The following is a 24956-nucleotide window of genomic DNA, read 5'->3' as shown; positions in this document are numbered from 1 at the left end:
CCTAAACATGGGGAGGGAGACCAAAACACTGCTATCGAGGCTATCGTCTCCCTACCCATGTTTAGGGGGAGGGATCAAGGGTGGGGGTCCACAGCCACCGGCGTATCAGCCTGCGGGAGCGCTTTACACCAGCACGTCGTTGGCCACCACGGCATCGGCCAGCGTGGTGCGATCGAGCACTTCGCGGGTGGCAATGGTGACACGGGCGAAGACGTGGCGGATTTCGCAGCTCGACTCTTCGGCGCAGTCGACGCAGCGGCGGTAGGCGATCTTCGAAAGGCATGGCAGCGGCGCGATCGGTCCGTCGATCAGCCGCAGCACTTCGCCGAACGTCACCTGCTCGGGGGCGCGCAGCAGCACATAGCCACCGAGCCGGCCGCGGCGGCTCATCACGATGCCGGCCCGCTTCAACTCAAGCAGGATCTGCTCGAGGAATTTTTTGGGGATCGACTGGCCACGCGAAATCTCCGAGATCATCAGCGACTCACCGGCCGGGATCTTGGTCAGGGCCACCAGCGCCCTCAGCGCGTATTTTGCCTTCTGCGAAATCATCGCGGGCGGAATCCGGAACGACCGCCAACTCGGCCGTTAGTCTTGGCTATAGCGCTCCCGGCGTGAACAAACCATTGCATCCTGCGACGTGGGGCTATGCCTTCTCTTCTTCAGTGACCGGCGGAGGAACTTCCGGGTTGAACGGGGTGCCGGGCGTAGTAGCCGGCTTGTCGGGACGTGGCAGCACAGACTCGGGCGGCATCGGCGCCTCTGCCACGACATTCTCGGCCGGTGCATCGAGCGCTTCAAGCTCGGCGATATCCTCGGCTTCCACCGCCTCGGGGTCGGGTTCGGCCGGCGCCTCAAAAGTCTCCTCGGGCACCTCGAAAGCCTCGTCGGGCTCCTCGCCATAGGCCGAGACCAGGGCCGGCGGCGCGGCCGGGCCGCCGTCGGCGTGCTGCACTTCGGCCTGCGCCGCCTCGATCGCCTCGGCGAGCAGGTTCGGGTCGGACGGCAGTTTCGGCGTCGTCGCAGCGGCCGCGGCGACCAGCGGCGCCAGCACCGACTCGACCGCATCGGAGGCGGTGATCTCGGCCACTGCCCTGCTGTCGCGGTTGATCACATCGACCATGCCGAGGCCGATCTCGCGCTCGCCCAGGATCACCACGTCGGCGCCGAGCGTCTTCAGGTGCGTCTCTTCCTCATCGGAATGGGCGCGCGCCACGATCAGCACCTTGGCGTTCTGCTTCCGCGCCTGTTCGACCGCCTGCCCCGCTTCGAAGGCATTGGGGATGGCGATCACCACCGTGCTCGCCCCAGCGACATTGGCGAGGCTCAGCACTTTTGAAGCCGCGGCGTTGCCGACCACCACCTCGATGCCCAGCGCCCGCGCGGCGTTGACGCGTCCCTCGGCGTCTTCGACCACAAGGAACGGCGTCTTCGCCTCGAGCAGCGCTTCACCCACCACCGAACCGACCCGCCCAAACCCTACAATGATGACGTGGCCCGACTGCCCGGTGGGCACCTGCGTCGCTTCGGTCTCCTGCGGCACGTCGGGGGCGGCGGCGCGCGGCACGCTGGCCACCAGGTCCGGCTCAGTGCGTTCCGCCGCGGCGGCAACCACCTCCGGCCGGCCAAAACGGCTCTCCAGCGCCGGACGCAGCAGGTCGAGCACGAAGAAGATCAGCGGGTTGAGGATGATCGAGATGATCGACCCGGCGAGGATCAGGTCGCGCCCCTCGACCGGCAGGATGCCGAGCCCGACGCCGAGCGCCGCGAGGATGAACGAGAACTCGCCGATCTGCGCCAGGCTCGCCGAAATGGTCAGCGCCGTGCCCACCGGGCGCCTGAACGCCACCACGATCAGGAAGGCGAGGATCGATTTGCCGAAAATGATGATGAACACAGTCGCCAGCACCGGCAGCGGATCGGTGACGAGGATCATCGGATCGAACAGCATGCCGACGGCGACGAAGAACAGCACCGCGAAAGCGTCGCGCAGCGGCAGGCTTTCCTGTGCCGCGCGGTGGCTGAGCTCGCTTTCGGAGAGGATCATGCCGGCAAAGAACGCGCCGAGCGCCAGCGACACGCCGAAGAGGTATGCCGCGCCGGCGGCGACGCCCAGCGCGATCGCCAGCACCGCGAGGCGGAACAGTTCGCGGCTGCCGGTATGGGCAGTGTAGTGGAGAATGAACGGGATCACCCGGCGCCCCACCACCAGCATGAAGCCGACGAACGCGGCGAGCTTCACCAACGTCACCGCCAGGATGCCGAAAATATCGAGATGGATGCCAGAAATGTTCTCGACGAAGTCGACGAACGGATCGTGCAGCGCCGCCCCTTCGACCCCGTTGATCGAGGCAATGGCCGGGATCAGCACCAGGGCGAGGACCATCGCCAGATCCTCGACGATGAGCCAGCCGACGGCGATGCGGCCCTTTTCGCTGTCGACCATATGCCGGTCCTGCAGCGCCTTGAGCAGCACCACGGTGGAGGCGACCGACAGCGCCAGGCCGAACAGCAGGCCGGCGCCGAGGCCCCAGCCGAGCAGGGTCGCAAGGCCCAGCCCCATAATGGTGGCGCCGCCGATCTGCACGATGGCGCCGGGTATGGCGACAGCCCGCACGCTCAGCAGGTCCTTGAGCGAGAAATGCAGGCCCACGCCGAACATTAGGAGGATCACGCCGATCTCGCTGAGCTCGTTGGCGAGCTCGGCATCGGCGACGAAACCGGGGGTGAACGGCCCGACCAGCACGCCGGCCACGAGGTAGCCGACGAGCGGCGGCATGCGGAGGCGGTTGGCGAAGGCGCCGAGGATGAATGCCAGCACCAGACCCGCAACGATCGTCGAGATCAGGGGTGTGCTGTGCGGCATCGGCAAGACCTCCGGCGGGAATTACCCCAAAGCTGGTTGAAAGCGGCTGAGAGCCTCGAAGATGGGGCATTGGCCGCCCCGCTGCAACCCAATGAGACCGGGAAAACTGCGGCAAAATCATGTGGGTGCGGGACAATCGACGCGACTTTCGTCGAAAGCGCGGTTTCGGCCGACCGATCGTGCGCCTAGCCGGCCATCACCAGCTTGATCTCGCCGAACTGCGGCGCACCGGCGATCGCCGCCGGCACCTCATCAAGGCGGATGGTGCGGGTAATCAGCTGGTCGAGCGACAGGGCTCCCGCCGCTATCAGTTCGGCGGCGCGCTCATGCGTCAGCGGGTTGAGCCAGGCGCTTTCGAGCCTCAATTCCTTGGTGAGCAGCTCGAACGGCGCCAGCGCCACCTCCTCGCCCTCGGGCACCACGCCAAACAGCACCACGGTGCCGCCGCGCCGCGCCACCGCAATCGACTGGCGGACCGTTTCACCCACTCCGGCGCACTCGAATACCACGTCGGCGCCGCGCGGCAGCAGAGCGGCGATGGTCGCCACCGGATCGGCGCCGGCGTCGACCGCATGATGCGCGCCGAGCTGCAGCGCCAGCGCGCGCCGCGGCGCTTGCCGGGTCGACAGCACCACCATGCCAGCTCCGGCTAAGAGCGCCAGTTCAACCATCAACAGCCCGATCACCCCGCCGCCGAGGATCACCACCGAGGCGCCGGGCGCGATGCGCGCCACGTCGATGGCATGGAGGCAACACGAGACTGGCTCGCAAAACGCCCCGTGCAGCGGATCGAGCCCCGCCGGCAGCGCCACCGCCTGCCCGGCGGGCACCAGCACGTATTCGGCAAAACCGCCGTCGCGATGCACACCGATGGCGCTGAGGCCGGCGCAGAGGTTCGGCCGGCCGGCGAGGCAATCGGCGCAGTGGCCGCAGGAAATGTTGGGATCGCCCGTCACCCTGGTGCCGATGCGGAATCCCTCGACCGCCGCGCCGGCTTCTTCGACGAGGCCGGAGAACTCGTGCCCGAGGGTTACCGGCTTGCTGGTCGGAAACTCACCCCGGAACATGTGCCGGTCCGAACCGCAGATACCACAGGCTTCGACCCGCACCAGGAGGTCATGCGGCCCCGGGACCGGCCGCGGCACCTCCTCGACGCTCAACCGCTCCGGCGCACGCAGCCGCACTGCCCGCATCTTGATGTCCTCCCGACGATGCCATCGTGGAACAGGCCCGACGCAATGTCTCCACTCCACCGGTCAACCCGGCGCCGGCCCATTCGTGCTAGGTTATGCCCCACCCACCGGGTCATTCCCGCGAAAGCGGGAACCTCTGTTTTTCTTGGCCTTTGCACGATCGCAAACGGAGTTCCCCGCTTTCGCGGGGATGACCCCGAGTTTGGGGGAACGATCAGTGCATCATCAGATCATCAACCGGTCGATCCGCTCGGCGAGCTTGGTGTCCTTTTCGGTAAGCCCGCCGGCCGAGTGGGTGGTGAGCGTGATGCGCACCTTGTTGTAAACGTTCGACCATTCGGGATGGTGGTCCATCTTCTCGGCGGCGAGCGCCACCCGGGTCATGAACGAGAAGGCTTCGGAAAACGTCTTGAACTTGAAATCATGGCTGATCGCATCGGCCTGCGGATCGTAGATCCAGCCGTTGAGCTTCAGAAGGGCGGCTTCACGGGCGGCAGGTTCGAGCTTTTCGGCCATTATCTGTTCCTTGTCTGCAATGAGTCGGCAGACTGCGGCCGCATAACGCCCGATCCGTGGCAAAGCTCCGGCGCCCCCTCGGGGACGCCGGATCTTCCTACCCGGCAAGCAGCGCTGCATCGCCCGGCACGATACGCGAGACGTGGCCGCGCTCGATCCCGCCGGCGTCGAGGTAGCCGATACGGCCGGGCTCGATATCGATCTGCCAGCCGGCGCTCGGGCCATCGATCCAGTCGACATGGTAGCCGGTGTCGGTCAGCCGCCATTGGCCGGTGCGCCGCGTGCCGTCCGGCAGCGCCATGAACGCCTCGTCGGCGGTGCGGTAGTAGATCGCCGCCTCCTTGCCTGGCGCCATCTCGACATAATGCGTACTGCCCACCAGCAGCGCGGTGAGGGTGTTTTGGTCCTTGATGATCATCTGTGCATCCTTTCGCGGCCTGCTGGCGACCGGCGTCACGCCGTGCTAGTCAAGCGACTTGACGATTTAGCTGCAGGATGAAATTTGGTCAAGCGACTTGACGATAATGATCTCGCCAGCATCGATCATATCGGGCTCGCCCTATGGCGGGCGGCGCATGACTGGCGCCATCGGATGCGCGCCGAACTGGCGGCTCGCGGCTATCCCTGGCACGAGAGCGCAGCTGGTGAAGTGCTGGCGCATCTGGGGCCTTCCGGCATCTCGCAGGCGCTGCTGACCGAGCGCATGGGGCTGAGCAAACAGGCGGTGCAGCAACTGGTCGATCAGCTCGAGGTGCTAGGGGTGGTCGGCCGCGCGCCCGACCCCCATGATGGCCGCGCCAAGCGGATCGTCCTGACCGAACTGGGTCTCGCCGACTTTGCCGAGCGCAACAAGGTGAAGCGACTGATCGAACAGCAATATCGCGACAAGCTGGGGCCCGAGGCGTTCGCGGCGCTCGAGGCGGCGCTGGCCAGGCTGGCGCAATGACGCCCCTGGCGCATCCCGATGCCGCGATTTCCACCGATCCGCCCAACAAAGCATAAACCATTCGAGCAATTGCCGCGCTGGAACAGGGCTCCTTGGCGACCCATAAGGGCAGCCGCTCGCTGCCCTGAAAGCAGGCATTAACGCCTCGCCGGGCACAATCATCACACCTTGGTGAGGTCTATGTTCGAGCCAGCGCATAAGTCACTGCCGCCTGTCGATTACGTATCGATGATCCGGTCGCTCTACGCGGACCGGCGCGTCATGATGCTTGGCGCCCTGTCATCGGCACTGGTCGCGGCGGTCGCCGGTGTCGAAGGCAACTCGTGGGTGCTGCTCGCCGTCGCCATCGGTTTCGCCATTGTCGGCGTCGCCCGCGACATCGACATGCGCGCCTTCGAGCGCGCCGACCTCGCCGACGACGACGTCACCACCGCCACCCACTGGGAGCTGCGCGCCACCGTTGGCGCCGCCGCCATTGCCGCGCTTTACGCCTTCTGGATGAGTTACAGCTTCCTCGTGGTGAACACCGCGTTCGCCGAGCTGAGCTCGCTTTCGGTCACCGTGGCGGTGCTGGTCGGCGTCGCCGGCCGAAACTTCGCCATCGACCGGCTGGTAACCAGCCAGGTGATCCTGATCGGCGCCGGCATGGCCATCGGCATGCTGTTTGACGGCGCGCTGCACACCGCCATGCTGAGCCTGGTGCTGATTGCCTTCGTCGTCTCGCTGCGCAAGGTCTCGGCCAATATCCGCGCTATCCTCTTGCGCGCCGTGCATGGCCGTATCGAAGCGACCCGCCTCGCCTCCGAGCTCGATACCGCGCTCGAAACCATGCAGCATGGCCTGTGCATGCTCGACGAGAACGGCCTGATCGCCGTCGCCAACGATCGCGCCGAGCTGGTGTTCGGCAGTTTCATGCCCGGTAACTGGGCCGGCCGGCCATTCGCCGCGATGATCTCGGCGGCCGCGGCGCGCGGCACCATTCCGCAGCGTTCCGCCAGTCAGCTGATGGATACGGTCGATGCCGGCGATGGCGGCAAGGTGGTGCTGCGCCTCTCCGACGGGCAGTTCTGCGAAGTCACCGTGTCGTCGCGGCTCGACAAGACCGTGCTGCTGTTCGAAGACATCACCGAACGCGTCAAGGCCGAAGAGCGCATCAACTACATGGCGCATTACGACACTCTGACCGGGCTGCCGAACCGCGCCTATTTCACCGAGCAGGTCGAGGCCGACCTCGAGCGCCGGCGCCACCATGGCGACAAGCGCCCCAACGACATGGCCATGCTGATGATCGTCGACATCGACGATTTCAAGCATGTCAACGACACCCTGGGCCACCTGATCGGCGACCGCGTGCTGATCGAGACCTCCGAACGGCTGAGCCGCGTGCTGGGCCGCGACAGCCTGGTCGCCCGCCTCGGTGGCGACGAGTATGTGGTCTATCGCTCGGGCGGCGTGCAGCTTTCCGACACCGTCACCGACCCCGAGGCCATCCTCGGCGGCTTCCGCGGCCCGTTCGAGGTCGAGGGCGAAGTCTTCTCGGTCAACGTCTCGGTCGGCGTCGTCACCCTTACCGACGGCAGCGACGATCTCGATGCGCTGATGACCAAGGCGGACCTGGCGCTCTACAAGGCCAAGGCGCTGGGCAAAGGCCGCAGCCAGGTGTTCCACGACGAGATGGACACCGACTATCGCTACCGCCAGCGGCTGAAGGCCGAGCTGAAGCAGGCAGTGGCCGATGGCACGCTGTCGCTGGTGTTCCAGCCGATCGTCGATCTGAAGTCGAGGCGCGTGGTGAGCTGCGAGGCGCTGGCGCGCTGGCACCACCCGGAGCTGGGCTCGATCCCGCCCTCGCTGTTCATCCCGATCGCCGAGGAAACCGGCCTCATCTCCGAGATCAGCCGCTGGGTGCTGGCGACCGCCACCGCCGAGTGCCGCAACTGGCCCGAGGAAGTCTCGGTGTCGGTCAACATCTCGGCCCGCGACTTCCGCAATGCCGACGTCGCCGGGATGGTGAAGGCGGCGCTCGCCAGCTCCGGCCTCGCGCCGCACCGGCTCGAGATCGAAGTTACCGAGACCGCGGTGATCGAGGAGCGTGCCGCCGCCACCAAGATCCTCGCCAAGCTGGCCAAGCAAGGCATCGGTATCGCGCTCGACGATTTCGGCACCGGCTACTCGTCGCTGAGCTACCTGCAGGCCCTGCCCTTCACCAAGCTGAAGATCGACCGCAGCTTCGTCATGGACATTGCCGAGAACCCGCGCTCGCTGAAGCTGCTCAGCAACGTTGCCCAGCTCGGCAAGGACATCAACCTCACCGTCACCGCCGAAGGCGTCGAGACCGAAGAGCAGCTCAACCTGATCGCCACCCATTCCAAGGTCGACCAGATCCAGGGCTACCTGTTCGGCGTGCCGTTGCCGCGCCGTGAGGTGGCCGAGCTCATCGACCGCATGGCCGCCCGCGCCACGCTGGAGCGCGTGCTGACCGTTGGCACGACAAACCGCAAACGTGGTTAAGACACCTAACGTCTTCTGACATTTGAGTGATTCGGCGCCGGGGGTGGTGCCGTCCGTGCTTATGCGTAGGCAGCGCGTCGGCCGTGCGCATTTGGCAATTTTATTATGCCTAACGAAAGGTTAAACTGCGTCCGAAAGTTGCGGAGTTCCCTATGCGTTCGGACGTGGAAGGTTCGGCAGCGACGTCGGCTGCTCCGGTGTCTCGCTTCGCCGGCACGCTCATGGAGATACTGGACCGCGTAGAGTATTCGCGCGTCCGCATGGATGTCACCGACAATCCGATCTATCGTCTGCGTTACGAAGCTTATCGTCGCGAAGAATCCGTGCCGTTCAACGATGCCGGCATAGTGGTCGATGACTTGGACACGGCACCGAACGGCATGAGTTTTGGTGTTCACATCGACGGTGAGCTGGTCAGTTCTATTCGGCTGCATCACGTCAGCGCCAAACATCCTTTTGGCCCATCGATGAAAAGCTGTCCCGATGTGCTGGAGCCGCTGCTGGCGCGCGGCGAAACCTTCATCGATCCTTCGCGCTTCACCGCCGACTACGAAGCCTCGCTCGCCTACCCGGCCCTGCCGTTCCTGACGCTCAGGATCGCCGTGATGGCGTCGCTGTTCTTCAAGGCCGACGCCTGCCTGGCGCTGGTCCGCCCCGAGCACACGGCGTTCTACCGCCGCGTCTTCGGCTCGGAAGAAATGTCGGACGTGCGGATCTATCCCGGCCTCGCCTTCCCGGTGGCGCTCTATGGCGCCTATGTGAACACCAAGCTGCCGGCGACGCTCCGGCGCTATCCGTTCTTCATGTCGACCGAGGAAGAGCGTGAAAAACTCTTCGCCCGCGCCATGGATGAACACTTCGAAGCCCCGCAACGCGCCAGCTCGCGGCTTGCCTATGAGCGGGCCTTGCTGGAATCGCAGTTCGGCGGCCAGGCGGCGGAGTAATCCGCTATTTCCTGACTGAGAGAGACGGCCCCCTCCCTCGCCATTCGAGCGTAGCTCTCATGGCCTTCTCGCCTCAAATCGCTCCACTGGAGCGATTTGCCCTGCGGGACGGCTCGAAGTCCCCCATGAAGGGGGAGGTGAAGAGTAGAGGCACTGTCTTCGGTCGTGCCCAATGAACCGGCGGGGCACCTCCCCCCTTGCGGGGGAGGATGGGAGGGGGCCGTCTGCTTCAGTCGCCCCCGCCCCCGAAGGCCTCAGGCCTCCGGAATCCACACCACCATCGAGCCCTGCCCGCGATTGGCCCACAAGTAATAGGGCAGCGCCGTCAGCGTTGCCGGGGCCTCGCGCGGCGGGGCGTTGCGGTAAAGCGGCTTAAACTCGGCCTCGTCCACCGCCTGGCCGCCGGCCGTCAGCTGAATAATGCCGTCGAACAGGTTCGACTGCTTGACCGCGATCTCGCTCTGCCGCGGCAGCTTGAAGCGCTGCACCGTGCCGCCCGGATTGTCGGCCTCCTCGAGGCAGTAGACCAGGGGGCCGCGGGTCAGCGCCACGCGACCGACATCCATCACCACATGCGGGTTGGCATAGACGCGCTCGACCGGCATCGGCAGCTCGAGGCTGATCTTGTCGCCCCGCTTCCAGCTGCGGCTGATGCTGGCGTAACCGTTGACCGGGGTGAGCCGCACTGCCTCGCCATTGACCTTGGCCGTCGCGCCCTTGCACCAGCCGGGGATGCGGAGTTTGACCTCGAACGCTTTTTCCACTGCCGGGTCGATCTCGATGGCGATGTCGCCTGACCACGGATAGTTCGAGACCTCGCGCACCGCCACCTCGGTGCCGCCGACATCAAGCTTGCTCGAAATCCCGCCATAGAGGTGGAAGGCGATGCCGTCGGGCGCGGTCGAGACGAAATAGCCGCCGACCGAGGCGACGAGACGGGAAACGTTCATCGTGCAGCACGGGCAGGTATGCCAGTCCCAGCGTGTCGGGGTGCCGTTGCTCTCCAGCGGGTTCATGTAGAAATAGTGCTCGCCATCGCGGCTGAGGCCGGACAGCGCGCCGTTGAACAGCGCCGTCTCCAGCACATCGGCATATTTGCCGTCGAGATCGAGATGCAGCATCCGCTGCGCCCAGAAGATCAGCGCCACCGAGGCGCAGGTCTCGGCATAGGCCGTCTGGTTGGGCAGGTCGAAATCGAAGGTAAAACCCTCGTTATGCGCCGACGGCCCGAGGCCCGCCGTCACATACATCTTGGTCTCCATCACGTCCTTCCACAGCGTCTCGCACGCCGCCTTGAGCCCGGCATCGTTGAGTTCGACCGCGAGGTCCGCCATCGCCGTGTACATGTACATGGCGCGCACCGCGTGCCCGACCACCTTGTCCTGCTCACGTACCGGCTTGTGCGACTGGCTGTACTCGTAGGTGCCCTGCACGTAGCGCTGCCACTCCCAGCCCTTCTTCTCGCGCTCCTCGCGCTCGACATCGAAATAATGTGGATTGGGGTTGCCGCGCTCGTTGATGAAATAGGCGGCGAGCTCGAGGTGCTTTTTTTCCTTGGTCAGGTGGTAGAGCTTGATCAGCGCCAGCTCGATCTCCTGGTGTCCGCAGTAGCCGCGCTTCTGCCCCGGCGCGGTGCCGAAGTTCTGCCGGATATGCTCGACATAGCGCTCCATCACCTCGAGCCAGCGGCGCCGCCCGGTGGTCTCGTAATAGGCGATGGCGCCTTCCAGCATGTGGCCGGCATTGTAGAGCTCGTGGTTGTCGCGCATGTTCGACCAGCGCTTTTCCGGCTCACGCCCGAGGTACCAGCAGTTGAGGTAGCCATCCGGCGCCTGCGCCTTCTCGAAATCGTCGACGATCGCCTCGATCTTTGCCTCGATATCGGCATCGCGCTTGTGGCTCAGCGCATAGGCGGCGGCCTCGATCCACTTGCCGATATCGGAATCCCAGAACACCTGCACGGTGAAGCCGTTGGCATGGCGCGGGAAGCGCAGCGGCGGCGGCGGGTTGGGCAGTTTCAGCGAGTTGAGATAGCCGTACTCGGTGAGCTTCTTGTGCTGGCTGGGAATGGTGCGGGCGAGCACGGTGTCGAGCCGCTCTTTCCAGAACTCGCCTTCGAGGCGGACATCGACGAAACGCACCGGATGATACTGGCTCATTGCAACTCCTCTTGGCCCAGCCGCCGAGCAAGCGGCCGGGTGTCTGGATTCAAGTGCTTGTGCTGGTGGACTCGCGCACCACCAGCGTGCACGGCAGCCGGCGGATGCCGCGCACCGTCTCGCCGCCGATCATCTCGATCAGCAGCCGCCCAGCCTCGTGGCCGAGCGCCGAAAGGTTCATGTCGACGCTGGTGAGTGGCGGCCGCGCCGCCGCGGTCATCACGTCCCAGTTGTCGAAGCCGGCCACCGCCACTTCGCCCGGCACGGCTATGCCGCGTTCCCGCAGGGCATCGACGACGCCGCGGGCAATCAGGTCGTTGCCACAAAAGATCGCATCGGGCCGATCGGTCTTGCCGTCGAACAGCGCCGCGACAGCGTCACGTCCCCAGGCCTCGGTCCATTTGCCCGAGAGATAGAATTCGGGGTGCGCGGCGAGCCCTAGCTCGGCCAGCGCCGAGAGGTAGCCGCGCCGCCTGAGCTGCACTGCCTCGAAGTGTTCAGGCCCGGTGATATGCGCAATGCGCCGCTTGCCCACCTCGCCCAGGTGCCGGACCGCCAGCCGCGCTCCCCCCTCGTCGTCGGGCAACAGGCACAGCGCATCGCGATCGTCGGCTTGCGAAAACACATAGATTACCGGCAGTCCGGCAGGCAGCGGTCCGACCGGCGGGCGCTTGTCGGCGCGGCGCGCGGTAACCACCAGCCCGTCGATGCGCTTGCCGAGCAACTGGTCGAGATGCTGCCGCTCGCGCTCCGGATCGTCGGTGGCGTTGCACATGAAAATGGCGATGCCTCGATCGGCGAACTGCTCCTCCAGAGCCTGGAAGATCGGCAGGGTGAAGCGGCCGAACGAGTCGGTGGAGAGCACCCCGACGGTCATCGACCGGGTGCGGTGCAGGCTCTGCGCCATGTCGTTGGGGCGATAGCCGATCTCGCGCGCCACCGTGGTGACCTTGTCGCGCGTCTCCTGCCTCAGCCGCCCGTTGGAATTCAGCGCCTTCGACGCCGTGCCGATCGACACTCCGGCGATCCGCGCCACGTCGCGGATGGTCGGGCCATGGCGGCCGGTGCGTTCGTTTGGCGGTGGGGCTGACAAAGGGTCTGGCTCGTCGGTCATCGCGGGTCCTACTTCACGGCTCCCGCGAGGAGGCCCGAAACATAATACTTCTGCAACATCAGGTAGATGCCGACGCAGGGGATAACCGAGATCGTCACCCCGGCCTGCAGCATGCCCCAGTCGGTGCCGCCGAGGCTGGTCTCGGTGCGTGCCGCCGCGAGGATCAGCGGCAGGGTGAAGCTATCCTGCCGGTTCATCATCACCAGCGCGCCGAGGAATTCGTTCCATGAGGTGATGAAGGCGAACAGTGCCACCGTGATCATCGCCGGCACCACCGAGGGCAGGCAGATGCGGACCAGCACCTGGAACGAGTTGCAGCCATCGATCACTGCCGCTTCCTCGAGTTCGATCGGCACCGCTTCGAAGGCGTTGCGCATGATGTAGAGCGAGAACGGCAGCTGGATCGCGGTGTGGATGATGGCGAGGCCGACCAGTGAATTGGTGAGCTTCAGCTGCGCGAACATCAGAAAGATCGGCGTCAGCAGTGCCTGGTACGGGATGATCAGCGCCAGCAGCAGGAAGACGAACAGCAGCTCCTTGCCGGGGATCGGGAAGCGCGCCAGTGCGTAGCCGGCCGGCACGGTGAGCAGCAGCGAAAAGGCGATCGCCATGAAGGCGGTGCCGAACGAGTTGAGCAGGTAGACCGGCAGCCCCGCCTGGTAGACCCAGAGTTTCAGGTAGCTGTCGAGGCTCCAGCTCTGCGGCACATAGGTCGGCGGCACCGCGGCGGCTTCGGCGGTCGATTTCACCGAGGCCAGCACCGAGGCCAGCAGCGGCGCCAGCATGACGACGCAGATGAACAGGCACGCCGCGCCGACCAGGTATTTGGTGCGGCTGCGCCACAAGCGCGCCAGCACGCCGTTGCCGGCGGCCGTCTCGTCTATGCTCTGGGCGAGATCCGCACTCATCAGGCATGGCTCCGGCGGGTCAGCAGCATCTGGATGATGGTGAAGACCAGGATGATGACGGCAAGGATCAGCGACAACGCCGCGCCATAGCCGAGCTTCAGGTAAGGGAACGAGTTGAGATAGACATAGAACACCGAGGTGGCGGTGAGGTTCTGCGGCTGCCCGGCGGTCATGATGTAGAACTGATCGAACGCCAGCAGCGAGCCGATCACCGAGATCAGCGTCACCAGCAGCACGGTGCGCAGCGTCAGCGGCAGCGTCACCTGGGTCAGCCGCTGCCATGGGCTCGCGCCATCCACCATCGCCGCTTCCGATACCTCGGGCGGGATCGCCTGGATGGCGGCGACGAACAGGATCATGCCGAAGCCGAGCACCTTCCACACCACCGAAACGATGATGGCCCAGTTGGAACGGTCGGCATCGACGCCGAGCCAGATCACCGCCTTGTCGATCAGCCCGAAATCCAGCAGCAGCCGGTTGACGAAACCGTAGTCGGTGGAGAACAGCCAATACCAGAGCAGGCTCGAAGCCCCGAGCCCGATCACCACCGGCACGAACACCACGGCGCGGGTGAAGCGGCGGAGCGGCGTGTTCTTCACCGTCAGCAGCGCAATCGCGTAGCCGCCGAGCATCAGGATCGGGGTGATCAGCAGCGTGTATTTGAGGGTGAAGCCCAGCGACACCCAGAACTGCTTGTCGTTGAAGGCCTTGGTGAAATTGTTGAGCCCGATGAATTTCGGCGGCGTAATCAGCGACCACGAGTTGAGCGACACCCACAGCATCTGCCCCAGCGGCCAGGCGGTGAAGGCGGCAACAAAGGCCAGCGCCGGCGCGAGGTAGTAGAGGCCCGTGAGCCGATTGGATCTGGTCGAGTAGATGCTCATGGGGCGCTTGCTGTCCTCGGCGAGAGGGAAGTGAGCGGCGCTCCGCCACGGCGAAGCGCCACCAGGATGCGGAGCCGTGCTTACTCGGCCGCGATATCCTTCATCTGCTGCTTGGCGTCGGCGATGATCGTCTCGATCGGATCATCGGTGTAGTAGACGCGCTGCAGCATCTGCAGCCAGGGGCCCTGCGGCGAGTTGATCAGTTCGAAGAATTTCAGCGTATAGGGCGTGACGCCGATGTCGATGGCCTTGGCCACGTCTTTGATCAGCGGCTCCTCGGCATAGTACTTGTTGTCCACCATGTCGCCGCGGGTCGTCATGTTCAGCATCTTGGCATAGACCTCGACCTGCACCTCGTCCGACAGGATGAATTTCATGAAGTCGACCGCGTCGGCGACGCGCTTCGACCCCTTCGGCACGGTGACGATATCGCCACCGGCAAACGACGCCGTCTGGCCTGCTTCGAGGCCGGGCAGCAGGGTGATGCCAAAATTCATGCCGGGGTTCTGTTCACGGGCCAGCGTGATGTTGAAATTGCCGGTGCCCATCATGCCGACCTTGCCCGAGCCGAACTGCAGGTGGAAGGTCTCGCCGTTCTCGGCCTGGTTGGCCGGGTTGATCAGCCCTTCCTTGTGCATCATGCGGGCCCATTCGAGCACCTTGGGCACCGCGTCGCCGGTCAGCGGCTCGGCCGCCGCGTCGGCGGGTTCGATCGTGCCACCCGAGGCCCAGATCAAGGGGCCAAAGGTGAAGATGTTGCAGCCGGCGCAGTTGCCCGCGAGATAATAGCCATAGGCCCCCTCTTCGACGCCGGTGATCTTCTTGGCGAAGTCATGGATCTCCTGGAGGCTCTTGGGCGGCACTTCCGGGTCGAGCCCGGCTTTTGCAAACAGGTCCTTGTTCCAGAACAGCGCCGAGACATCGGCATAGAGCGGCACGCCATAGAGCTTGCCATCATAGGTCGAGACCTTCATGTGGCCGGGGCTGGCGGTTTTGACCGACGCATCGTCGGCGAAATAGCTGGTGATGTCCTCGAGCTGGCCGGCCGCTTCGAACTGCGGCCCGTAGATCAGGTCCAGACCCATCAGGTCCGGCACTTCCCCCGAGGCGATCGACTGCGCCAGCTTGGGCACCATTTCGGTGTGCGGAATGTAGGTCAGCACGATCTTGCGATCGGGGTTCTTCTCGTTCCAGGCAGCGACCAGCGCGTCCACCATGCCGGCATTGCCGCCCGAACGCTCCCACATCTGCAGGTCTTCGGCCCATGCCGACATCGGCATCGCCGCGAGCAGCGTGGCCATGGCCACCGCGCCCATCGCTAGTTTCTTCAGGTTCATCGGCTTCCTCCCTCGATTTGCCGTGCCGCCCTCCGGCCCCGCGACACGCAGGGTTCCTCCCGGGGGAATGGCGAGGAAAAGCTTTTCCGAGATGTTTGGCGGCAGGCACGTGGTGGCCGGCTCACGAATGTGGGAAAAGCTTTTCTTGGATGCTTCGTCGCATGTTTTCCCGTTACGCACAAGAGCGAAGGAAAAGCTTTTCTCGACGCGCGAGGGTTAGCAGTCAGGGTAGCCGCCGAGACCGGCAGCCTCCTGCCCGCGTCAGGCGCTGAACCCCAGCTGTTTCAGCTCCGCCACCCAGTCGACGACGTTGGCCACGGCGTGCTCATCGGCGAGGAACTCCTCGGCCAGTTCGGCGAGCCGCAGCGCCGATGAATAGAGCATCACCAGCTCGCGGTTGACCTTGAACCGGGTCAGCTCCTCGTAACGCTCGATGATCCTGAGCGTCAGGTCGGCCGAGACCCAGTTGGAGTAGCTGAGATCGCGGTGGCGCGAGCCGAAGCCGGAATCGGCGAAGTCGAACACCCCGTTGAGCATGCCGGTTTCGTGGTCGAACGCCATGTTCCAGCCATGGCCATCGAAATAGCCGTAGACCAGTTCGTCGCCCGTGATTGTGAGCTTGCGATAGGCCGCCATGGTGCGCTTGACGAAACCCTTGTAGCCGCGTGGCAGCTTGGCCTCGGTCCGCGCCATGATCTCGTCCGGGCTCATCCACGGATCGACCCCGACGGCGCCCACCGTCTGCATGCGGTTGAGCGGCAGCGCGTGCAGCTCCGCATAGAGCTGCGCCATGCGGGTGGCGAGCGCGTTGCGTCGACCCTCGTCGAGCTCAAGGTATTGTGGCTTTTCCAGTGACGAGCCGGGGAGCTTCAGGTGCTGCGAGAACGGCACCGGACCTTCATGCAGCACCATCTGCGGCAGCGGCATGGTGACCCGCGGCTTGAGGAACGCCAGCAGCGCCACTTCGCGCCGCAGCCGGGCTTCCGCATCGGGATGGCGGGCGAACTTGAAGATCCATCCGTCGCACTCGAGCGCGACGCTGTCCCAGCCCTCGGTGAGGGGGACGAAACTGCCCCCCGCGAACTGCGGCAGGGTGCCGATGACCAGCGCGCGCAATCGCGCAATTTCCGTTGCCGGCACCCCCTCCATCATCACGACTCCCCATCAAGCGGGCGAGAATCTAGACGAGGCCGAGAGAAAGTCCAATCAGCAGCGAAAATCCGATCAGGCCGGATGCAGTTCCCGCACCATTGGCTTGTGGCGGCGCGGTGCCTTGGCATGGTGCTTCGCCTTGTCCGGCGCTGCGCGCCGGTGAGTTGGCATGCGAACGCCGAGCGCATCGGCGACGGTCTTTTCCAGCAGGCGGTCGAGTTCTGCCTTGTGCATGATGACGTCTCCTTGGCCGCGCGGGGTTGACCCCACGCCATTTGCAGAAAGAAACGTCGCAGCGGCCGTGGAGTTGCCCTCTCGGCTCTTCAGATTCTGGTGATCAGCCGGCGGCCCATGCCAGGCAGTAGTTCCGTTAACGGTTTCGGCGGATACTGTCGGAACCGGAATATAACGCGTCACCGGCTGTCTCACTGTGTTTCCGCCAACCGCGGAGGGGCAACATGCGGTCCGTAGGCCTGGCAGCACTTCTGCTCGCCGTCCTGTTTCTTCTGTTTCCGTTCTATCGGCAGTGGCTGCCGCATATCCGCATCACCACCGAGGACAGCCGCCTGCTCGGCGGCCTGCTGCTGGCGGTCGGAGCGCTCACCCTGGCGGTTTTTCGGCACCGGGCTTAGTGGCGCCGACGGCCTCGTCGGGCTCCGGTGATACCGGCAACCGGTCGTTGGCAAACGCTTCGGCGAACATCGCCTCGACGCTCTTGGGGCGTTTGGGCGCCTCAGGTACGGGCTCGGGCGAAGCCGCAACGACGGGCTTGGCCGTGACCACCGGCGCCGCGGCCGCGGGTTTCGTGACGGCGGCCGGCTTGGCTTCCGACGCCGCGACTGCCACCAGCGCCGGCCGGGGCGATTTGTCGCCCGCCATGGGCTTCGTCTCTACCGCCGGCTTCGTCTCAGTCACCGCCGCCGCTGGCTTTGCCGCAACCTCGGGCCGCGCTGCCGGCCGCGCCAGCAGCGACGTCTTCGGCGCGACCGGAGCAGCTTTTTCCGCCGGCTCAGCGGCGGCGGCTGCGGCAATGCGCGCCTTGCGGAAACGCCGGCTCAGCCGCCCATATTCCAGCATCGAGGTGCCGAGCAGCAGCAGCAGGCTGGCTGCCACTCCGATCCCCAGCCCCACCAGCAGCCACACCAGCGCATCGTAACTCATCGTGGCTCACACCCGGGCTGTTCGTTCCGGCCAGCACCATGCCGGATTTGCCCGTCTCCTCGCAACCATCCGCGACAGTTCAGCCCGCCCTCCAGCAACCGGGTTGCCCGGCCAATCCGAACATGAGACGACTAATCAATTACCGTCGCCAGCCCGCCTGTTTCGAGATCCCCATGCTGCAAGCCAGAACGCGCCCGCTGCTGCCTGATGTCGTCCGCTCCGAGCTCAGGCGCGCCATCATCGAAGGCGAGTTCCCGCCCGGCTCGAAACTGCCCAACGAAGATGCGCTCTGTGCCCGTTTCTCGGTGAGCCGCATCACCCTGCGTGAGGCGGTGCGCGGCCTGATCGAGGACGGCTATGTCGTCCGCCGCCAAGGCTCAGGCACCTATGTCACCGAGGGACCACGGCTGCGCAATTCGCTCGACACCAATTTCAGCTACACCGAATACCTCGAAAGCACCGGTCTCAGCGTCACAAAGCAGGTGCTCGGCGCCACGCGTGTCCGCGCCGATGACGCGGTGGTGGCGGCGCTGAACCTTGCGCCCGGTTCAGACGTGGTGGTGATCCGCCGGGTGCGCAGCGCCGACGGCCGACCGGCGGTATTCTCGATCGACAGCCTCGCCACCGACATCGCCGACGAACGCACCGATCTCGCGGCCTTCGGTGGCTCGCTCTACAAACTGCTCGCCGATCGCGGTCACACCGTCGATCACGCCCGCGCCGTGCTGGCCCCGGTCAACGCCGACGCCGAACTGGCCGAACTTCTGAAGGTTGAGGTTGGCGCTCCCCTGCAGCACCTGCGGCAGGTCGACCACGATACGGCGGGCCGCCCGGTGATGCTGTCGCTCGAGTGGCACGTGCCCGACGTTATCGAGCTCCGCGTCTATCGCCGCGGCCCGGGCCCGCAGCCGGCCGGCTGAGTGTCAGCGCGCCGGCTTCAGCCGGTGATCCAGCACCTCGCCGGCTTCCTCGAGCACCAGATAACCGATCGAGGCCATCAGCGAGTTGATGGTCTTCATGGCGCGCAGCGTCTCGAGATGGAGGTTGGAGGTGGCAAGGCTCGCCTCGGTCCCGTCCTTCAGCCGCTGCAGGTGCTGGCGCTGGCTCGCCGCCACCGCCTCGCGCATCCGGGTCTTCTCGACCACCAGCTTTCGCGCTTGCACGAGGTCACGGGTGACGAGCACGTTGCGCGCCAGCTGCATGTTCTCGACCACCTGGCTATGCAGTTCCGCCAGTTCGCGCCAGCCGGTGGGCGAGAAGGCGAGCCGCTGTTCGCGCCGCACTTCGGCGAGCCGCAGCAGCGTCTTGGTGATGGCATCTCCGACATATTCGAGGTTGACCGCGATGGCGGCGAGATCCTGTCCGCGCCGCGCGCTGTTGCTGTCGCCCTCGAATGACACCCGCGCCAGATAGAGCTTGATATCGCTCTGCGCCTGGTCGATGGCCGCTTCCATCAGCCGGGCCTGGCGGATCTTCTCCTCGTCGCCGGCCTTGTAGATCTCCATCACCGGCTCGAACATCCGGCCGACGATCTCGGCCATGCGCAGCAGCTCGCGGGTGGTTGAGGCCAGCGCCATGCCCGGATCGCCCACCGCTGCCTCGTCGAGGCAGCTGGGCGGCACCCCGATCGCGGCGGCCGGATCGCTGGTCGCGGGGGCACGGATCAGCCGCTGCATCAGCCGCGCCATCACCCCGGTGAGCGGCAGGCCAACGAGCAGCAGCGCCACGTTGAAGATGAGGTGCAGCCCAACCAGCTGCTGCACCGGACTGAAGCCGGCGGCCAGCGCCGAGTCGCCCACGAGCAGCACGGCGAGCGCCAGCACAGCGCCGAGGACGCGGGTCATCAGGTTCCCCGCCATCAGGCGCCTGGCTTCGATACTGCTGTTCCGCGTCAGGACGAACGGCCCGATCGCCGTGCCGATATTGGCGCCAAGCAGCAAGGGCGCGGCCGCCTCGAACGGCAGCACCCCGTGCTGCGACAGCACCACCAGCAGGAGGATCGTCGCCACCGAGGAATGGAACAGCCAGGCGATCGCCGCCCCGGCGAGCAGCGCCGTCAGCGGCTCCTTGCCGAGATACTGGACCACCGCCGGCAGCACTGCGCTGTCGCCGAGCGGCGCCGTGGCCTCGCTGAGCAGCTGCAGCGACACAAAGATCAGCCCGAGCCCGACCAGCGCCCGACCGCTCTGCTTCACCCGCCGTGACTTGCCCTTGAAGAACAGCAGCCCACCGGTGACCAGCAGCACCGGCGGCAGCAGGCTGAGATCGAGGCTGAGGATCAGCACCACCAGCGCCGAGCCGAAATTGGCCCCGAGCACAATGGCGAGGCCGGTCGCCAGCGCGAACATGCCGCGTGAGGCGAAGGCGGCGGCAAGCATCCCCGCGGCAGTCGAACTCTGCAGCACCAGCCCGAGCCCGGCGCCGACGGCGGCGCTGCGCAGCGGCCCGTCCGTCGCCCTGAGCAACCCGGTGATCTCCGGGCGCCAGCCGCGTTCGGCGCCGGTATGCACCATATGCACCGCCCACAGCATCAGCGTCACGGCCCCCGCGACATGCAACAGGAAGAGATAGGCGGTCACTGGCTGGCCCTTTCATCTCGGGGGATTGCGGCGCGGCTCGCGCCATCGACTGCAACGATAGGCTGCTTCGCCGCGTTCGTCATGAATCCCGCGCGAATACGAGAGATTTGAGGCGGCAAACCGGAACGACCGGCCGTGCTCGCAACAAGAGGCGGCGCACCCTACATTGCCAGTGCATCTCAAGGAGAGCCGCCATGACCACAGTGAAGTATGAAGTCGTCCAGCATGACGGGGGCTGGGCCTATAAGGTGGGCGACGTGCTGTCGGAAACCTTTCGCAGCCATGCCGCGGCGCATGAGGCGGCGGAAGCTGCCGCTCGGCGCCAGCGTGTTGCCGGCGCCACCGATGGTATCGAGTACGAAGACGCCCGCGGTGTCTGGCATCAGGAAGTGGCCGAAGGCACCGACCGTCCCGATACCGAGGTCAAGGACGACTGACCGGTCGCTCCAGCGCTATTGCGACAGCTTGCCCCTGAGCTCATCGAGCTCGAGGATGCAGCGGTCGATCTCCGACTTCAGCGACAGCCGTTCCGCCGAGCTCATCGGGTTCTTGGTGCCCGGCCGGCTCTGCCCGACAATGTCGCGCAAGGTGGCGATCTCGCGCTTCAGTTTGGCAATCTCGCTCGTCGCTAGCATCGGCGCTCTCCATGACCGGGCCTTGTCGCCCGCCGGGCGGGCATTAAGCAAGCTGCAATGCTCGATCCGGCTGTAAGCCGGCGTTAGGCACGCGCGTCGGATGCCGTTCCGAACCGGACCGGCGGCCACTACGGTCGTGCTGCTTCAGGGCCAACCACGGGCCGGATCGTTGTCGATCCGTCGCCGCTGGCCGCGCCCTGGAGGTGCCGTTGCCGCTCGCACAGCCTGAGGAGCGCCCTGCCGCTCCGCTGCAGAACGCCAGAGCCCATGCCGACGCCATCGCCGCCGGTACGTTTGGCTTCTTCGACTACGGCCCCCCGCTGACCCTCAACGCCTGGCTGCGCCCGATCGGGCCGGGGCAGTTGCGTTTGCTGCGCCGGGTGGCGACGGTCATCGCCATTGGCTGGCTGCCGCTGCTGCTGCTTGCAACGCTCGAGGGCAATGCCTGGCACGCCGATGGCGGCGGCTTTCTCAACGACCATGCCGTGCAGGCCCGCAGCCTCGTCGCGGCGACGCTGCTGGTGCTGGGCGAGGCGACCTGTGCCCCATGGCTCACCGCCATCGCCAGCCAGTTCGTCACTGCCGGTTTCATCGGTGGCGGCGACCGGCCGGCCTTTACCCGTGCCGTCGCGGCAACCCGCGAAGCGCTGCGCTCCCGTCGGGCCGTGATCGCTATCCTGCTCATCGCCTATGCCTCGACCATCGCCATCTTCGCCGCCGTGGGGCTGCCCAGGACCTGGCTCAGCACCTTCAGCGGGACACCGTCGCTGGCCGGCTGGTGGCACCTGCAGGTCAGCGCGCCGCTGCTGCTGGCATTGCTGCTGGGCTGGGTCTGGCGCGCCTGGCTATGGGGCCGCTTCCTGATGCGCGTCGCCCAGATCGAACTGAAGCTGGCGCCGACGCACCCCGACCGGGTGGCCGGCCTCGGCTTTGTCGGCCACTCGCTGCGCGCCTTCGCCGTCCCCGCCTTCGCCATGGGCACCATCGTCGCCGGCGCCATCGCCAACGCGGTGCAACGCGGCGGCTCGCCCTTCGCGCACGGCGGGCTGATCGCTGCCTCCCTCACGGCCATCCTGCTGCTGTTCACCGCGCCACTCTTGGCCTTCAGCCGCCGGTTGCTGGGCACCTGGCACCGCGGCGTCCTGAGATACGGCGCCACCGCCGCCGAGCTCGGCCGCAAGTTCGAGCGCGCCTGGATCGGCAAGCACGGTGAAGAGCATCCGCCGCCTGACCCCTCGACCACCGCCGACCTCAACGCCGTCGTCGCCAATGTCTACGCCATGCGCGTCGTGCCGGTGGACGTACTGAGTCTAGTCGCCCTCGCTGCCGCGGCGCTGTCGCCATTGCTGCCGGTGCTGCTGCTGACCATCCCGCTGGATCAGCTGCTGGCGGACATCAAGGGATTGTTGTTCTGAGGTTGGAAAGGGTGGTGCCGCATGACGGATTCGAACCGCCGACCCCCTCATTACGAATGAGATGCTCTACCGACTGAGCTAATGCGGCCTGACCGGCGCGAGTGATGCGCCGGTGCGGGGTCTAATACAAGCGACGCCTGTCACGCGCAAGTGCGCTGACGCGGCGTTTCGAAGCATCAGGCTTCCGGCAGCGCCAGCGGCCCGCCCAGTGGCTTTTCCGGCTCAGCCGGCGCCGCTGGCGGCACACCGTCGGACAGCGTCGGAGTGCTTGCACTGGTGCGCGTCGCCACCGCGCTGGTTGGCACCCGCCATTCGAACGCATCGAGCTTGCCGGTCACCGGCGACAGCGGTTCCCATTCCTCGGCGGTGATGCCGTCGGCGGTCCAGACCGGATCACGCGGCGCCCGCACCGCGCGGTTCAGCCAGTCGCGCGCCTTGCCCTTGTCGCCCGACTGGCCCTCTTCGATCTCCGCCATCAACAGGCACACCGCCTGTGACGGGTTGGCGTTGGAGTAGCCGGCCAATGCCTGTCGCGCCCCGACCCAGTCGAAGGCATCGATCGAGGCGCGCGCCAACACCAGCGCGCTCGCCTTGTTGGGCGGCGGCGTATCGATCAATTCCGTGATGCGCTTCAGCCGCTCGACGGCGGAAACGCCCGGCACCGAGTTGGCGAACAGCGTCGCGATATCGGGGTGCGAGGTGGCACGCCACACCCGGCGGAGCAGGCTCATCGCCCGCCGCGCTTCGTTGCGGTTGGAATAGATGCGCGCCGCGATCAGCGCCGCCGGCACGAAATCCGGCACCAGCTTCAGCGCCGCGAGCGCATGTTCGAGCGAAGCATGCGGGTCGGTGCCTTCGGCGAGTTGTGCCCGCGCGGCTTCGACCACGGCCTGGCGGCGCCGCTTGCGGGTCTTTTCCTCGCGTGTCACAGCCTGCTCGTCGGCGATCATCCGGTAGGCATCGTCCCAGCGGCCATTGCGGGTCAAATCGTCGAACACTGCCTCGCGCGCCCATGGCGCCTGCGGCGAGATATCGATGGCCTTCTGCGCAAAGGTCAGTGCGGCATCGGGTCGGCCCTGCTGGCGCGCCTGGTCGTAGAGGCCGGAGAGCGCCGCCAGTGCGGTCTTGCGGTTGGTGATCAGCGCCCGATAATGCTCGCGGGCCGAATGCATGTCGCCCAGCGCCAGGTCGGCGCGGGCCTCGAGCAATTGCGCCGCGGCGTTGCGCGGCAGGTTGCCGCGCGCTTCGCGCGCCAGCTGCCGGGCCCGGTTGGCATCACCCGCTTGCAGCGCAATGAAGCCATCCGACAGCGCCATGTAGCCGGCATCCTTGCGCCGTTCGCGCGATTGCCGGGCGATGTAGTAGGGCGCCGCGATGATGCGCTTGACGATGCCCCAGACGAGGATGATCAGCACGACGCCGGCCACCGCGAGGAAGGCGGCAACGCCCAGCCGCGGTTGCATGCGGAAATCAAGGAACTCGATGGTGAGCGTCCCGGGCAACCCGATCAGCCAGGCAATGCCGGCCGTAACCAGCAGGCTGAAAATGAGCCAATAGGCAAGTCGGATCACGGCGTGGCCTCCGCCGTCGGCGCCAGCGCCCGGCTACGCAGTTCGCTGACGAAATCCTCGGCTGCCGCGAGCCTGGTGATATCGGCCCCGGAGGTGCCGGCGCCGGCCTGCATCGCCGGCGGCAACTGCGCCAAGAGCTCCGCCGCCGCCTTGAAATCATGCCGGCCAACCGCCGCTTCGAGCCGCGAGACGATGGCTTCGGGCGTGTCGCCCGCCACTTCGCCGACCGGCCTCAGGGCCAGCAGCCCCTTCATCCATTCGAGCGCGTCTTCGCCCATATCGCCGGAGCTGACGGCGGCACGACCGGCCAGCACGTTCGGCACCGCGGCAGTGAACTGCGCCACCACCGCATCGGGCCGCGGCAGGCCTTCGATGGCCGACGCCTCGACCGGCCCCGGCACGACGAGGTCGGGCAGCAGCGCCTTGAGGCCGGCGAGCTCGGCGGCGAACGGTCGGCCATTGGCGATGGCGGTTTCGAGCCCCGATACCATCAGCGGCAGGCGCACCGCCGGGCCGATATCGGCGCCGCCGAGCGTCTGGTTCTGCGTCGAGATCGCGGTCTGGGTGGCCGACATATCGCCTTTGAGGCTGCCGATCGCGCTGTCGGTGGCGGCAACCCGCTGGTCGAGCGCCGTCAGTTGGGTGCGGAGCTCGGCGATCCCGGCTTCGATGCTGCTGATCGTCGCTGCCAGCGCCGTCGCATCGGCCGAGGAGGCGCCGGCGCCGATCGCCGTCACTCGGTCCTCGAGACCCTTGAGCTGGGTTTCGAGTGGCGTCAGGTCGACCGCCGCCGCGGTTGGCACGGCCGCAACCGCCTGTCGGACCTCGTTCAATCCGGCATCGAGCTGCGCGATGGTCGCATCGAGGCTGACCTGGGTGCGCTTGCCCTGTTCCTCGACCGCCGCGAGCCGCTGCGACTGCTCTTCGACGGCGGCAAGCCGGGTCTCGATCTCACTGAGGCTGCTGTCGGTCGCATCGAGGCGCGCCGCGGGATCGGCGATCACCGGGCGCGGGTTCGGCAGCGGCAGCCAGTTGCCGAGCCCATAGACGATCCCCGCACCAAGT

Annotated in this window: 24 protein-coding genes and 1 tRNA gene; 7 read left to right on the top strand and 18 right to left on the bottom strand. The window is 66.2% G+C overall.

Annotation, left to right across the window (positions count from 1 at the left end; genetic code table 11):
• Nucleotides 1-123 precede the first annotated feature (123 nt).
• The 5 genes from VW23_RS26605 to VW23_RS26585 all read right to left on the bottom strand — a co-directional run bounded on the left by VW23_RS26605 (nucleotide 124) and on the right by VW23_RS26585 (nucleotide 4993).
• Nucleotides 124-552: an RrF2 family transcriptional regulator gene (locus tag VW23_RS26605; protein ID WP_069912489.1), complete on the bottom strand. Its 429-nt coding sequence runs from the start codon at nucleotides 550-552 to the stop codon at nucleotides 124-126.
• Nucleotides 553-646: 94 nt separating this feature from the next.
• Nucleotides 647-2866, bottom strand: a complete 2220-nt coding sequence (locus VW23_RS26600) for a cation:proton antiporter domain-containing protein (protein WP_069912488.1) — start codon at nucleotides 2864-2866, stop codon at nucleotides 647-649.
• Nucleotides 2867-3051: 185 nt separating this feature from the next.
• Complete coding sequence (locus VW23_RS26595) at nucleotides 3052-4059, bottom strand: zinc-dependent alcohol dehydrogenase family protein (RefSeq protein WP_069912487.1); 1008 nt, start codon at nucleotides 4057-4059, stop codon at nucleotides 3052-3054.
• A 225-nt stretch (nucleotides 4060-4284) separates the two neighbouring features.
• Complete coding sequence (locus VW23_RS26590) at nucleotides 4285-4575, bottom strand: 4a-hydroxytetrahydrobiopterin dehydratase (RefSeq protein WP_069912486.1); 291 nt, start codon at nucleotides 4573-4575, stop codon at nucleotides 4285-4287.
• Nucleotides 4576-4672: 97 nt separating this feature from the next.
• Nucleotides 4673-4993 (bottom strand): hypothetical protein, encoded by a 321-nt coding sequence (locus VW23_RS26585; RefSeq protein WP_069912485.1) that lies wholly within the window; start codon nucleotides 4991-4993, stop codon nucleotides 4673-4675.
• Between the two features lie 84 nt (nucleotides 4994-5077).
• Here VW23_RS26585 and VW23_RS26580 point away from each other — a divergent pair, with 84 nt between their 5' ends.
• From VW23_RS26580 to VW23_RS26570, 3 genes are all read left to right on the top strand, one after another.
• Entirely contained in the window at nucleotides 5078-5521 is a 444-nt protein-coding gene (locus VW23_RS26580) for a MarR family winged helix-turn-helix transcriptional regulator (protein WP_069912484.1), read from the top strand.
• Between the two features lie 180 nt (nucleotides 5522-5701).
• Entirely contained in the window at nucleotides 5702-8032 is a 2331-nt protein-coding gene (locus VW23_RS26575; RefSeq protein WP_069912483.1) for a putative bifunctional diguanylate cyclase/phosphodiesterase, read from the top strand.
• Between the two features lie 152 nt (nucleotides 8033-8184).
• Nucleotides 8185-8976, top strand: a complete 792-nt coding sequence (locus VW23_RS26570; protein ID WP_141728512.1) for an N-acyl amino acid synthase FeeM domain-containing protein — start codon at nucleotides 8185-8187, stop codon at nucleotides 8974-8976.
• A gap of 254 nt (nucleotides 8977-9230) precedes the next feature.
• On the opposite strand, the gene VW23_RS26565 is transcribed toward VW23_RS26570, so the two are convergent.
• The 7 genes from VW23_RS26565 to VW23_RS29215 form a co-directional block, all read right to left on the bottom strand.
• Nucleotides 9231-11135, bottom strand: a complete 1905-nt coding sequence (locus VW23_RS26565; RefSeq protein WP_069912481.1) for a glycoside hydrolase family 127 protein — start codon at nucleotides 11133-11135, stop codon at nucleotides 9231-9233.
• A 49-nt stretch (nucleotides 11136-11184) separates the two neighbouring features.
• Entirely contained in the window at nucleotides 11185-12249 is a 1065-nt protein-coding gene (locus VW23_RS26560; protein WP_084646516.1) for a LacI family DNA-binding transcriptional regulator, read from the bottom strand.
• A gap of 8 nt (nucleotides 12250-12257) precedes the next feature.
• Nucleotides 12258-13157 (bottom strand): carbohydrate ABC transporter permease, encoded by a 900-nt coding sequence (locus tag VW23_RS26555; protein WP_084646515.1) that lies wholly within the window; start codon nucleotides 13155-13157, stop codon nucleotides 12258-12260.
• The gene (locus VW23_RS26550) at nucleotides 13157-14041 is read right to left on the bottom strand and encodes a carbohydrate ABC transporter permease (protein WP_069912480.1); all 885 of its coding nucleotides are present in this window, start codon (nucleotides 14039-14041) and stop codon (nucleotides 13157-13159) included. The genes VW23_RS26555 and VW23_RS26550 overlap by 1 nt, the downstream gene beginning before the upstream one ends.
• Nucleotides 14042-14121: 80 nt before the next feature.
• A complete protein-coding gene (locus tag VW23_RS26545) occupies nucleotides 14122-15378 on the bottom strand; it encodes an ABC transporter substrate-binding protein (protein WP_069912479.1) in 1257 nt (418 codons plus the stop codon).
• A gap of 261 nt (nucleotides 15379-15639) precedes the next feature.
• Nucleotides 15640-16494 (bottom strand): phosphotransferase family protein, encoded by an 855-nt coding sequence (locus VW23_RS26540; protein WP_176730500.1) that lies wholly within the window; start codon nucleotides 16492-16494, stop codon nucleotides 15640-15642.
• Between the two features lie 108 nt (nucleotides 16495-16602).
• The gene (locus VW23_RS29215; RefSeq protein ID WP_176730499.1) at nucleotides 16603-16764 is read right to left on the bottom strand and encodes a hypothetical protein; all 162 of its coding nucleotides are present in this window, start codon (nucleotides 16762-16764) and stop codon (nucleotides 16603-16605) included.
• A gap of 224 nt (nucleotides 16765-16988) precedes the next feature.
• Between VW23_RS29215 and VW23_RS29210 the strand changes: the two genes are divergently transcribed.
• Nucleotides 16989-17162, top strand: a complete 174-nt coding sequence (locus tag VW23_RS29210) for a hypothetical protein (RefSeq protein WP_176730498.1) — start codon at nucleotides 16989-16991, stop codon at nucleotides 17160-17162.
• On the opposite strand, the gene VW23_RS26535 is transcribed toward VW23_RS29210, so the two are convergent.
• Nucleotides 17131-17691: a hypothetical protein gene (locus VW23_RS26535; protein WP_069912478.1), complete on the bottom strand. Its 561-nt coding sequence runs from the start codon at nucleotides 17689-17691 to the stop codon at nucleotides 17131-17133. The two genes, VW23_RS29210 and VW23_RS26535, sit on opposite strands and share 32 nt — an antisense overlap.
• Before the next feature lie 173 nt (nucleotides 17692-17864).
• On the opposite strand from VW23_RS26535, the gene VW23_RS26530 reads away from it, so the two are divergent.
• Nucleotides 17865-18611 (top strand): GntR family transcriptional regulator, encoded by a 747-nt coding sequence (locus tag VW23_RS26530; protein WP_069912477.1) that lies wholly within the window; start codon nucleotides 17865-17867, stop codon nucleotides 18609-18611.
• Nucleotides 18612-18614: 3 nt separating this feature from the next.
• Here VW23_RS26530 and VW23_RS26525 read toward each other — a convergent pair whose 3' ends face one another.
• On the bottom strand, nucleotides 18615-20270 hold the full coding sequence (locus VW23_RS26525) for a Na/Pi cotransporter family protein (RefSeq protein WP_084646512.1): 1656 nt from the start codon (nucleotides 20268-20270) through the stop codon (nucleotides 18615-18617).
• A 194-nt stretch (nucleotides 20271-20464) separates the two neighbouring features.
• On the opposite strand from VW23_RS26525, the gene VW23_RS26520 reads away from it, so the two are divergent.
• Complete coding sequence (locus VW23_RS26520) at nucleotides 20465-20707, top strand: DUF2188 domain-containing protein (RefSeq protein WP_069912476.1); 243 nt, start codon at nucleotides 20465-20467, stop codon at nucleotides 20705-20707.
• A gap of 15 nt (nucleotides 20708-20722) precedes the next feature.
• Here VW23_RS26520 and VW23_RS26515 read toward each other — a convergent pair whose 3' ends face one another.
• The gene (locus VW23_RS26515; protein WP_055875303.1) at nucleotides 20723-20905 is read right to left on the bottom strand and encodes a hypothetical protein; all 183 of its coding nucleotides are present in this window, start codon (nucleotides 20903-20905) and stop codon (nucleotides 20723-20725) included.
• A 209-nt stretch (nucleotides 20906-21114) separates the two neighbouring features.
• On the opposite strand from VW23_RS26515, the gene VW23_RS26510 reads away from it, so the two are divergent.
• On the top strand, nucleotides 21115-22320 hold the full coding sequence (locus VW23_RS26510; protein WP_069912475.1) for a hypothetical protein: 1206 nt from the start codon (nucleotides 21115-21117) through the stop codon (nucleotides 22318-22320).
• Between the two features lie 12 nt (nucleotides 22321-22332).
• On the opposite strand, the gene VW23_RS26505 is transcribed toward VW23_RS26510, so the two are convergent.
• From VW23_RS26505 to VW23_RS29205, 3 genes are all read right to left on the bottom strand, one after another.
• Nucleotides 22333-22408: transfer RNA gene (locus tag VW23_RS26505), tRNA-Thr, on the bottom strand.
• Nucleotides 22409-22496: 88 nt separating this feature from the next.
• Nucleotides 22497-23891, bottom strand: a complete 1395-nt coding sequence (locus VW23_RS26500) for a heme biosynthesis protein HemY (RefSeq protein ID WP_069912474.1) — start codon at nucleotides 23889-23891, stop codon at nucleotides 22497-22499.
• Nucleotides 23888-24956 (bottom strand): COG4223 family protein (locus tag VW23_RS29205; protein ID WP_176730497.1); only part of this gene is annotated, 1069 nt, incomplete at its 5' end. The genes VW23_RS29205 and VW23_RS26500, both read right to left, overlap by 4 nt.

This window comes from Devosia insulae DS-56 (genome assembly GCF_000970465.2).
Taxonomy (GTDB): Bacteria; Pseudomonadota; Alphaproteobacteria; order Rhizobiales; family Devosiaceae; genus Devosia_A; species Devosia_A insulae.
This window is presented reverse-complemented; position numbering and strand designations above follow the sequence as displayed.